The 11,536-nt window shown below is 40.0% G+C and carries 12 protein-coding genes; all 12 read right to left on the bottom strand.

Translation table 11 applies throughout. The features are described 5' to 3' along the window. Nucleotides 1–34: 34 nt before the first annotated feature. A complete protein-coding gene (gene hisD, locus ACRPLQ_RS20690) occupies nucleotides 35–1,303 on the bottom strand; it encodes a histidinol dehydrogenase (protein WP_028412044.1) in 1,269 nt (422 codons plus the stop codon). 15 nt (nucleotides 1,304–1,318) lie between these two features. After that, the gene (gene hisG, locus ACRPLQ_RS20685; protein ID WP_013059721.1) at nucleotides 1,319–1,951 is read right to left on the bottom strand and encodes an ATP phosphoribosyltransferase; all 633 of its coding nucleotides are present in this window, start codon (nucleotides 1,949–1,951) and stop codon (nucleotides 1,319–1,321) included. After that, nucleotides 1,951–3,132, bottom strand: coding sequence for an ATP phosphoribosyltransferase regulatory subunit (locus ACRPLQ_RS20680; protein WP_028412043.1), 1,182 nt, complete (start codon nucleotides 3,130–3,132; stop codon nucleotides 1,951–1,953). The genes hisG and ACRPLQ_RS20680 overlap by 1 nt, the downstream gene beginning before the upstream one ends. Before the next feature lie 183 nt (nucleotides 3,133–3,315). Further along, nucleotides 3,316–3,843, bottom strand: coding sequence for an acyltransferase (locus ACRPLQ_RS20675; RefSeq protein ID WP_013059723.1), 528 nt, complete (start codon nucleotides 3,841–3,843; stop codon nucleotides 3,316–3,318). Next, nucleotides 3,840–4,487 carry a pyrophosphatase PpaX gene (ppaX, locus tag ACRPLQ_RS20670; protein WP_033580418.1) on the bottom strand — a complete coding sequence of 216 codons (648 nt, stop codon included), beginning with the start codon at nucleotides 4,485–4,487 and terminating at the stop codon, nucleotides 3,840–3,842. The genes ACRPLQ_RS20675 and ppaX overlap by 4 nt, the downstream gene beginning before the upstream one ends. 60 nt (nucleotides 4,488–4,547) lie before the next feature. Next, nucleotides 4,548–5,381, bottom strand: a complete 834-nt coding sequence (gene lgt / locus ACRPLQ_RS20665; RefSeq protein ID WP_028412041.1) for a prolipoprotein diacylglyceryl transferase — start codon at nucleotides 5,379–5,381, stop codon at nucleotides 4,548–4,550. Between the two features lie 16 nt (nucleotides 5,382–5,397). After that, entirely contained in the window at nucleotides 5,398–6,333 is a 936-nt protein-coding gene (gene hprK / locus ACRPLQ_RS20660; RefSeq protein ID WP_028412040.1) for an HPr(Ser) kinase/phosphatase, read from the bottom strand. Nucleotides 6,334–6,524: 191 nt separating this feature from the next. After that, a complete protein-coding gene (locus ACRPLQ_RS20655) occupies nucleotides 6,525–6,890 on the bottom strand; it encodes a phage holin family protein (protein WP_013059727.1) in 366 nt (121 codons plus the stop codon). Between the two features lie 2 nt (nucleotides 6,891–6,892). Continuing rightward, on the bottom strand, nucleotides 6,893–7,087 hold the full coding sequence (locus ACRPLQ_RS20650) for a PspC domain-containing protein (protein WP_013059728.1): 195 nt from the start codon (nucleotides 7,085–7,087) through the stop codon (nucleotides 6,893–6,895). Nucleotides 7,088–7,128: 41 nt separating this feature from the next. After that, the gene (locus ACRPLQ_RS20645) at nucleotides 7,129–8,220 is read right to left on the bottom strand and encodes a DUF4097 family beta strand repeat-containing protein (RefSeq protein WP_028412039.1); all 1,092 of its coding nucleotides are present in this window, start codon (nucleotides 8,218–8,220) and stop codon (nucleotides 7,129–7,131) included. 38 nt (nucleotides 8,221–8,258) lie between these two features. Next, complete coding sequence (locus tag ACRPLQ_RS20640; protein WP_013059730.1) at nucleotides 8,259–8,570, bottom strand: hypothetical protein; 312 nt, start codon at nucleotides 8,568–8,570, stop codon at nucleotides 8,259–8,261. Between the two features lie 87 nt (nucleotides 8,571–8,657). After that, on the bottom strand, nucleotides 8,658–11,534 hold the full coding sequence (uvrA, locus tag ACRPLQ_RS20635) for an excinuclease ABC subunit UvrA (protein WP_028412038.1): 2,877 nt from the start codon (nucleotides 11,532–11,534) through the stop codon (nucleotides 8,658–8,660). Between the last annotated feature and the right edge of the window lie 2 nt (nucleotides 11,535–11,536).

Here is an 11,536-nt window from a genome sequence, read left to right as displayed (position 1 = left end):
AAAGAACATTTCTACTCTTTTTTTAATCTCCGCCTTATTTTTTAAAGCGTTCTTCAACCGCCCTTGCATGAGCTTCTAGCCCTTCTAAACGAGCAAACGCTGCGATTTTTGAGACATTTTTCTGCAGGGCTTGTTGGCTGTATGAAATAATACTAGACTTCTTCACAAATGAATCAACTGATAAAGGACTTGAGAATTTTGCTGTCCCATTGGTTGGAAGAACATGGTTTGGTCCAGCGAAATAATCGCCAACAGGTTCTGAACTGTATCTTCCTAGAAAAATAGCACCGGCATGACGAATGGAACCTAAAAGTTCAAGCGGACTTTCAGTCATAATTTCTAAATGCTCAGGGGCTAATTGATTCACAGCTTCAACCGCTTCTTCTAATGACCCGGTCACATAAATAGCGCCATGGTTATCAATAGAAGGTTTGGCAATTTCTTTACGTGGTAAAGATTCTACTTGCCTTTCCACTTCTTCTTTAACAGCTTCGGCTAACTTCATAGAAGGCGTAACTAAAATACTTGAAGCTAATTTGTCATGTTCTGCTTGAGACAATAAATCAGCGGCCACTTCGTTCGGCTTAGCCGTATCGTCTGCTAGTACGACAATTTCACTAGGTCCAGCAATTGAGTCAATGTCTACTAAGCCATATACTTCTCTCTTCGCCAATGCAACAAAGATATTACCAGGCCCTACAATTTTATCGACGGGTTGAATTGTTTCTGTTCCATAGGCAAGTGCTCCTACTGCCTGAGCTCCCCCTACTTTATAAATCTCTTCGACCCCTAGCTCACTCGCTGCTACAACTACTCCAGCAGGAAGCGCGCCGTCTTTTCCTGGAGGTGAAACCATCACGATACGTTTTACACCTGCCACTTGAGCAGGAATGACATTCATTAAAACGGAAGAAGGATACGCTGCAAGACCTCCCGGTACATAAACACCTACTGCATCTAAAGGCGTTACTTTCTGCCCTAAAATGGTGCCGTCTTCTTTTGTTGTCATCCAAGACTGCTCGACCATTCTTTCGTGGTAATCACGAATGTTGTCAGCAGCTTCACGAATGATTGACAGCATATCTGCATCAACCAGCTCATAAGCACGCTTCTTTTCTTGTTCTGTCACAAGCAAAGAAGAAAGCTCAACGCCGTCAAATTGGGCTGTATATCTTTTTAAAGCTTCGTCTTTTTGCTCTTGCACTTGCTTTAAAATATTTACGACAATTTCTCTTTGGGCACTCGTCCCTTGATCAATCGTACGCTTTAAGCTCACTTGTTCTGTTACACGTGTAATTTTCAATGTATGTCACCTCTTTTATACAGGTTGAACCACTTGGGCTAAACGATTCACTAAATCATCAATTCGTTCGTCTTTTAAACGATAGCTTACAGGGTTCACAATCAAACGCGATGTAATATCTTCAATGTGCTCCAATTCAACAAGTCCGTTCTCTTTTAGTGTTTGTCCTGTTGATACAATATCAACAATCCGATCAGCAAGGCCGATTAAAGGCGCTAATTCAATCGAACCATTCAATTTAATAATCTCTACTTGCTCTCCTTGCTCCCTGAAATAAGTAGATGCTACATTTGGATATTTGGTTGCCACTTTTTGAGCAATTTCTGATTTTTTAGCATTAGGCAAGCCGGCAACGGCCAGATGACATTTACTAATATTTAAATCCAACAGCTCATAGACATCTCGTTCTTCTTCTAACATTACGTCTTTGCCTGCAATACCAAGATCCGCTACTCCGTATTCTACATAAGTAGTAACGTCCATTGGTTTCGCTAAAATAAAGCGCATGTTCTCTTCAGGAATGTCTACAATCAGCTTGCGCGAATCGTCAAATTCTGGCGGCAATTGAAAGTCTGCTTGACGCAAAAGTTCAGCTGCTTCTTCAAAAATACGTCCTTTTGGCATTGCAATTGTTAATAGTTCACTCATTATTGTCCCCCCTTGCCTCGTTTTCCAATTAGAAACGTGACTTCTTCAAACTGTGCAGTAAATACATCAACATCATCAACGCCCGCAATTTCCTGAGTCACTACCCGGTATCCTTGCTTGCGCTGTTCAGCAGCTAAAGCTAATGCCTCATCTAAACGCTCTTGACTATATAATATGCCGTATACTACTGAAGGCTCATATACTTCTTCGCCCAGCGCTTCAATTAAGCGGTCGAGCTGAATTCCAAATCCTGTAGCTGGTGTTTTAGACGCGAATTTTTCAAGAAGCTGGTCATAACGTCCTCCATTACCGATATGGAAACCAACGTTTTCAGCAAAAACTTCAAATAAAATACCTGTGTAATAGCTCATATGACTGACTAAGTTAAAATCAATTTTAATTTCATCCGTTACACCGTACGCATCAAGCATATTCCATAGCTTTTTCAAATCACCGGCTGCTTTTTGCCCAGCTTCGTTTTCAACGAGTTCAACCGCTTCTTCAATCTTCTTTTCATCTCCACGCAGGTTAAGCAGCTGAAGGAGACGCTGTTTATCGATAGAAGATAGATTCAAATCTTTTACATGATTACGATAACCCACGTAATTTTTCTCATATAAAAAGCGGCGAAGCACGTTAGCACGTTCTTCATTTCCGACAATCTCTAAAAAAAGCGAATTAACGAACCCGATGTGGCCAATTGCGACTTTAAATGATTTAAGTCCCGCTCTTTTTAATGCGCCGATCATGAGAGCAATGACTTCAGCATCGCTGCTCATCGTAGCGTCTCCAATTAGCTCAACGCCTATTTGTTCAAACTCCGCCGGGCGGCCACCCTCACGCTGCTGAGCTCGGAATACATTTGCTTCATAAGCTAAGCGCAAAGGAGAATTATTTAAAAGTTTTGAAGCGGCCACACGTGCAAATGGCGTTGTTACATCCGGTCGCAGCACAAGCGTATGCCCTTCTTTATCTAAAAGTTTAAACAATTGTTGATCTAAAATAGCTGATGCGCTTCCTACCGTCTCGTAGTATTCCACAGTAGGTGTTGCCATATATTGATAGCCCCAGCTGCTGATTTCATCTGCCAGCTGACTGCGAACTTGTTTTTTTCTTTCAAAAAGAGCTGGCAGGGTATCTCTCATTCCAAGGGGTTTTTCAAACATAAATAACTTTGACATTCTGACACGTCCTTTAAGCTTGATTTTATCTATTAAGGAACCATTGATAGGTTGATTTTACTTTATCGCGCTAATGTATTAGCGAAATAACAAATTAAAGTTATTGATAGTTTACACCCGATAAAGTCAGCCGTCAACCGCCAGCTGTTCAAATTTACAAAAAAAACCACAGCTTAGTTCTTGCTAAGTTGTGGCTTTAGGTTCTGCTTCCCTGCGCTTTTCCATTTCTTCTTTTGTATAGATGACACGCATAGGGTTACCTCCAACAAAGAAACCGGGTGCTACATCTTTATGAACCACCGTTCCAGCCGCTACAACCGCTTCGTTGCCGATTGTTACACCTGGAAGGATGGTGCTATTTGCTCCAATCATCACTTCATCCCCAATGATGACATCTCCAAGACGATATTCCGTTATCAGATATTCATGAGCGAGAATAGTGGTATTGTATCCAATGACCGTATTGCGTCCTACTTGTATTTTTTCAGGAAACATAATATCGAGCATCACCATAAGGGCAAAGGATGTTTGAGGTCCTACTTTCATCCCTAAGCACGCTTTATACAGCCAGTTTTTCATCGAAAGAAAAGGCGTATAACGAGCGCATTGAATGATGAGGAAGTTGCGCACTACTTTCCAAAAAGGCACGGTCTTATAGACATGCCAAAGGGAGTTAGCTCCTTTAACCGGATAGCGCGTTGTTTTTCTCACTGACGTTCTCCTTTTAATATATCAATTAAATCCGTCATATTTTCTAAAATAATATCAGGGTTATAAGAAGCGATATGATCTCTTCCTTTTGCACTCCAAGCAACTCCAGCTGTTTTCGTGTAAGCTCTTTGGCCGGAAACGATATCGTGATGGTTATCTCCTACCATCAGCGCTTCTTCAGGTTTAGCATCAAGCAGATTCAGCGCTTTTTCGACCGGCTCAGGATGCGGCTTTGCATTTGTTACGTCTTCAATTGCGACAATCGTATCAAAGAACTGATCTAACTTTGTTAACTTAAGCCCCATCATGACCGTATTTCTTTGCTTAGTTGTGACAATACCTAATTTATAATTCTGCTCGTGCAGCCATTTAACTGTTTCAAGTACGCCTTCAAATTCTTTCACAAGCAAATCATGATTAGCTAGATTATGCGTGCGATACATCTCAATCATTTCGTTTACTTTCGTTTTATCCATTTCTACAAACGTGTCGTATAAAGGCGGACCCATGAACTGTAAAATATCTTCACGAGTGTATTGTTCAGGATAATAGTGATTAAGCGTATGAGTAAACGAAGCAATAATTAATTCATTTGTATCAATTAACGTACCGTCTAAATCAAACAAAACCGTATTAATCGTCATTATTCATTTCCTTCCCTTGCGTCAAATCAAGTTTGTCTAAACCTTGTAGCTTTTCTTCATTTACGCCTTAGATTGTGCTTCTTCATTCTCTAAGTATTTCTGTTTACTCATTCCCGTCACGCGGCGGATAATAATTAAAATAATGGCGATGACAATCAGTGCAAGTGAAACAACTTGAGCGATTCTGAGTGTATGCGTCAGCATTAAACTATCCGTGCGAAGCCCTTCTACAAAGAAGCGTCCAACTGAGTACCAGATTAAATAAGATAAGAAAATTTCTCCTTTTCGCAGACTGGTGCGGCGAAGTACCATCAACAGGATAAATCCGGCAAAATCCCATAATGATTCGTATAAAAACGTAGGGTGATAATATGTACCATTAATATACATTTGGTTAATAATAAAATTTGGAAGGTGCAACCCTTCTAAAAAAGCACGGGTAACCGGCCCCCCATGTGCCTCTTGATTCATAAAGTTGCCCCAGCGCCCAATGGCTTGGCCAAGGATTAAACTAGGCGCAGCAATATCAGCCAACTTCCAAAATGAAATCTTTTTTACTTTCGAATACACAATGGCAGTTAATACGCCTCCGATTAAGCCACCATGAATGGCGATCCCGCCTTGCCAAATCTGAGGTATTTCGTTCAAATGCTTTGAATAGTATCCCCATTCAAAGGATACATAATAAATTCGTGCACAAATAATAGCTATTGGCACAGCAAATAGAATAAGATCAACAAATGTATCTTTTGATAAGCCTCTTCTTACGCTTTCTCTTGTCGCAATATAAAGACCCAACAGAACACCTGCACCGATAATGACACCATACCAGTAGACCGTTAGAGGGCCAATTTCAAGGAAAACGCGATCTAACGGCTGAATAGTTGCTTCCACAAGTTAACACCCTTTCTTATAAATCTTCACGGTCTCCTTCTTCAATTACATCTGTTAGACGTGCAGAAAATTGTTCTGCTGCGTTAATACCCATACGCTTTAAGCGGAAGTTCATTGCTGCCACTTCAATGATAACAGCTAAGTTTCGTCCCGGACGTACTGGCAATGTAATTTTTGTAACGTCTGTATCAATAATTTTCATTTTATCTTCTTCTAAACCAAGGCGATCATAATGTTTCTGCTGATCCCATGTCTCTAACTGAATAACAAGTGAAATTCGCTTATAGCTTCGTACAGCTCCTGCGCCGAATAGCGTCATCACATTGATGATCCCTAGTCCTCGAATTTCAAGCAAATGCTCGATTAAACCAGGCGCATTTCCTACAAGGGTGTCTTGATCTTCTTGACGGATTTCCACACAGTCATCGGCTACTAGACGATGCCCCCTCTTAACAAGCTCTAGAGCTGTTTCACTTTTACCAACGCCGCTTTTTCCCATGATTAATACACCAATTCCGTATATATCAACTAATACGCCGTGCAGGGCAGTCGTAGGTGCTAGCCTGCTTTCAAGAAAATTCGTTAAATGGCTGGAAAGTCGCGTTGTTTTAAAGCTTGAACGCAGCACGGGAACTGATTCACGCTCTGAAGCTTCGATAAGTTCTTTCGGTACATCCATTTCGCGGGAAACAATGATAGCCGGCGTGATATCTGTACACATTTTTTCCATTCGAACTTTTTTTTGTTCCTCATCTAACTGTTTAAAAAATGATAGTTCTGTTTTACCTAACAGCTGGATACGTTCTGCTGGGTAGTATGTAAAATAACCTGCCATTTCAATACCTGGACGTGAAATATCACTCGTTGAAATAGGGCGGTCGATTCCTTCTTCTCCGCTAATAAGCTCTAATTTAAATTTCTCAATGATGTCTTTTGTACGTACTTTAACCACCGTGCATCCTCCTTTTATAAACAGTCATATACCTGTTCATGTCTACAGTATATCCAACTCTCGCTTTTATGTCGCGTTTGGTTCTACTAGCCACTTTATTTTATCATTAATACAGAAAGAAAAGAAAAAAAAGATGGCATAGGCTGCATCGCCTTACCATCTTTTTTAGAAAATTAAATATTGCAAGAAAGTTATCTTCTATTTTGAAGCGGTTCAACAATCACTCGTTGAATAAGCGCATTTAGAAGCGACATAATTACCGAGGCTAAAAGCGCTGTACCAAACCCGTCAATATTAAAAGAATCTCCCATAACACTTTGTGTAATCATCAGCGTAATGGCATTAATGACGAATAAGAATAGGCCAAGCGTAAGAAATGTCACCGGCAGGGTAAGTAAAATTAAAATCGGCTTAACAAACACATTCAAAATCGATAGAATTAAGCTCGCGATAATAGCTGCACTGACCGATTCCAAGTGAAAGGTGTCAATATAACCTGCGATTACGATTAATACGAGGGCATTGATTAAAATACTAATGATTCCACGCAATAACATTTTTAGAAATCTCCTTCTTCATTTGGAACTAAAAACACAAAAATCATATATAAAATGACCGGAGTACCTACTGTAAAAAATAAACTGATGATAAACAATACGCGGAGTAGTGAAGCATCTATTCCGATATACTGAGAAATACCGCCGATAACACCCGCAAGCTTGCGATTTGTTCGCGAACGATACAACTTTCGCACGTTAATCATCTCCTTTGTTTTTTTACTAAAACAAGCATTTTCTATTTTATAACAATTGAGCCCGTTTTGGATTCAGCTAACAATTTATAGCCTTTCGGCGAAGCGACATTTGCTTTGAAACGAAGTTGTTTCATCACCGTTTCTTTTTTCTCATCTACTATTTCCATCTCAGGAAGTGTACACGTAAAATTCCCAAAGTTAGATTTCAAATCTCCATCAACGGAGAGGTGGGACGGCGTATAGAGCGTAATGCTTCCTGTAGTCGTTTTGAAAAATGCTTTTTCAATGCGCTCTCCTTTTAAATACGTATCAATATCCCCGTTAAATGTCTGAACATCAATCTTTTTTGTATCTCCATCAAATTTAACCGTTCCATTGATTGTTTCAAGCTCACATTTCGAAGCGAGTATTCGAGAAAGTTCCATATGCCCGTTTGATGTCTCCATTTCAAGAGAATGGCTATTCACATCGTAAAAGCGGATGGTGCCATTAGCTGTTTTGGCTTTCAGGTCTCGTACGCTTAGTCTTTCCCCATCGATTGAACCATTAAACATACGGAGCTTGACGCGTTCATATTCCATTTCTGGAATATAAATAATCGCTTTCACCTTCATTTGCTTTTGCTGAATTGCAAAGCGCAGTTTGCCATTTTCGATGGAAAATGCGGTATGCTGCAAGAAAGTGCGGCGCGCTTCATCCGAATTCTCTACTTTGTAGATAGCAGCTTCACACTCTATTCGTACTTCTGTACTTCCCCAAGGTCGGAGTTGAACGCTTCCATTTGCTAAATCTACGTCAATCTCTTGAATATATGCTTCTGATTGCTGAAAGATGTGCTGAACGTCAATCGAAGGACCAAAGTTAAAATCTAAATCTCCTTCTTTTACTTTTTTTACCGTTTGATCTACAAATGTAAATAATTTTTCCTTTAAAGAGCTTTGAGATGACTTAGAAGCGTACGTTTTTTTCTGTTTTCCTCCTACATAAGGGGATAGCTCAGCTTTATCAGGCGTAGCATAGTAAGAGTCATTAGCTGAGTCTTTTTCCAGTGAATTCAGCAAGGTTAAAGCCTCATCTACGCTAAGTTTCCCTTCTTCTACCATCTGTAAAATTTGTTTGCGCTTTTCACTCATACCTTCCATCTCCTCTTTACGTTTTAGTCATTTAACTTTTATCTGCTTAATATTTGTATCCCTTTTACAATATTCCATACAAACACAACAACATTAACTAAAGAAACAACAACTAAAGCTACAATTAAAAGAATAAATACCGTTCCACTAGAGCCAGTAAGAGCAGGAAGCAAGAAAAATAAGAACAAGATCGCTGTAGCGATAGGTAATAAATGTGACAAAAATGCAGTTTTTGCATGTTTCTTTACTTCTATGTTATGAACAACAAAATAAATAATAATAGGTAATAAAAATGGTGCAAAGAAAACGCTAAAATAATTTAAGGAAGATAGTATGCGATTTCCTTCCATAATAATCAGCTCCTTATATCATGTATTACGTTTTAATGAGTTAAAAAGTTTCATTCTTTATAAAAAAGACACCAATGCTGGTGTCTTTTAACGAGTTAATGCCTCTGCTTTTTCAACTTTTTTCTCCATACGCTTACGGTCACGTTCTAAAATTGGCTTCAAATAATGGCCCGTATAGGATTCTTTTACTTTCGCCACTTCTTCTGGCGTACCCGTAGCCACAATTTGTCCGCCTTTATCTCCACCTTCAGGCCCTAAATCAAGTAGATAATCAGCTGCTTTGATCACGTCTAAATTATGTTCGATCACTAGAACTGTATCTCCATTTTCAACTAAACGCTGAAGCACTTTTAATAAACGTGCGATATCATCGACATGAAGACCGGTAGTCGGTTCGTCTAAAATGTACAGCGTTCTTCCTGTTGAGCGACGGTGAAGCTCTGAAGCTAACTTTACACGCTGGGCCTCTCCACCCGATAAAGTAGTGGCCGGCTGTCCAAGCGTGATATAGCCAAGTCCTACATCGTAAATGGTCTGTAGCTTCCGCTTAATCTTTGGAATGTTTTCAAAGAAGTGAAGCGCGTCTTCAACTGTCATATCCAACACATCTGAAATGTTTTGATCTTTGTATTTTACTTCTAAAGTTTCCCGGTTATATCGTTTGCCGTGGCAGACTTCGCAAGGAACGTATACATCTGGCAGGAAATGCATTTCGATTTTAATAATACCGTCTCCTCGACAAGCTTCACATCGGCCGCCTTTCACGTTAAAGCTAAAGCGGCCTTTTTTATATCCGCGCACTTTTGCTTCGTTTGTTTGGGCAAATACATCTCGAATGTCATCAAATACACCCGTATAGGTTGCAGGGTTTGAACGAGGCGTACGGCCTATGGGAGACTGATCAATATCAATGACTTTATCTAAATGTTCAATGCCTTTGATTTCTTTATGTTCTCCTGCTTTGCTTTTTGCTTTATGCAGCTTTTGCGCCAATGATTTGTGAAGGATATCATTTACAAGCGTACTCTTACCTGATCCAGATACACCTGTAACAGCTGTGAATACACCTAACGGAAGCTTTGCTTTTACATTTTTTAAATTGTTTTCTTTTGCTCCTATAATTTCAATCATCCGATCTTTATCTATCGAACGTCTTTCGGCTGGAAGTGGAATAAACTTCTCTCCTGATAGATATTGACCCGTTAAGGAATTTTCATCATCCATCACTTCCTGAGGCGTGCCTTGAGAAACAACGGCACCCCCGTGTACGCCGGCTCCTGGTCCGATATCAATTAAATAATCAGCTGCCATCATCGTATCTTCATCATGCTCTACAACAATCAACGTATTTCCAATATCGCGCATGTCTTGCATTGTGCGAATTAAGCGATCGTTGTCACGTTGATGAAGACCGATAGAAGGTTCATCTAAAATATAAAGAACCCCCGTCAAACGAGAACCGATTTGAGTAGCCAAGCGAATGCGCTGCGCTTCCCCTCCTGAAAGAGTTCCAGCAGAGCGGTTCAATGTTAAGTAATCAAGTCCCACGTTAATGAGAAAGCTTAGACGCTCACGAATTTCACGCAGTATCATATCCGCAATCTTCATGTCTTTTTCAGATAAACTGAGACTTTCAAAAAAGTCATATGCTTCTTTTACTGAAAAGCGTGTTGTATCTCCTATATGCTTTTCGTCAATAAGCACCGCTAAGCTTTCGCGTTTTAAACGATTTCCTTTACATTTTGGACAAGCTTGCTGAGCCATGTATTTTTCCATTTGCTCACGGATATAATCAGAACTTGTTTCATGATAACGGCGTTCTACGTTCCGAAGCACACCTTCAAATTCGATATGATTTTCTCTTACTTGGCCAAAATCATTTTCATAGCGAAAGTAAATTTTTTCTTTACCGCTGCCATATAATACTTTATCAAATAAATGTTCCGGGATATCTCGAACCGGCACATCCATGTCGATGCCGTAATGTGTACATACGGCTTCAAGCAGCTGCGGATAGTATTGAGAACTTGTTGGCTCCCAAGGTGCAATAGCGTGCTGATGAAGTGTTAAGTCATAGTTAGGAATCACTAAATCTTTATCCACTTCCAATTTCGTTCCTAACCCGTCACACGTTGGACACGCCCCGTACGGACTATTAAATGAAAACATGCGGGGCTCAAGTTCTCCAATGGAGAAGCCACATTTTGGACAAGCATGATGCTCGCTAAAAAGTAATTCTTCCTCACCTATTACATCAATAATTACTTTCCCATCTCCAAGGCGAAGAGCTGATTCCAAAGAGTCCGACAAACGAGCGGCTACACCTTCTTTGACAACAACGCGATCAATCACTACTTCAATGGAGTGCTTTTTGTTTTTTTCCAGTTCAATTTCTTCTGTTATTTCACGCATTTCTCCGTCTACTCGAATGCGAACGTACCCTTCCTTTTTAATATCTTCTAATACTTTTACATGGGTGCCTTTTCGGCCAGATACCACAGGGGCCAGTACTTGAAGTTTTGTACGTTCAGGGTACTCTAAAATTCTATCTACCATTTGCTCAATCGTTTGAGACGTAATTTCAATTCCATGATTAGGACAAATCGGCTTTCCTACACGAGCAAACAAAAGGCGCAAATAGTCATAGATTTCGGTCACAGTTCCGACGGTTGAACGAGGGTTTCGGCTCGTTGTTTTTTGATCGATTGAAATAGCAGGCGACAATCCTTCGATCGAATCTACATCTGGCTTATCCATTTGACCTAAAAACTGTCTTGCATACGCCGAAAGTGACTCGACATAACGTCTTTGTCCTTCAGCATAGATTGTATCGAAAGCTAAAGAAGATTTACCAGAACCTGACAACCCTGTTAATACCACTAATTTGTCTCGCGGGATTTCAATATCGATATTTTTCAAATTGTGGGCTCGTGCACCTTTTACCACGATTTTTTCCATCGCCATGT

The organism is Priestia sp. TRN 1309 (genome assembly GCF_050846875.1).
Taxonomy (GTDB): Bacteria; Bacillota; Bacilli; order Bacillales; family Bacillaceae_H; genus Priestia; species Priestia zanthoxyli.
The sequence above is the reverse complement of the archived record's forward strand: the minus strand, read 5'-3'. Positions and strand labels throughout refer to the sequence as shown.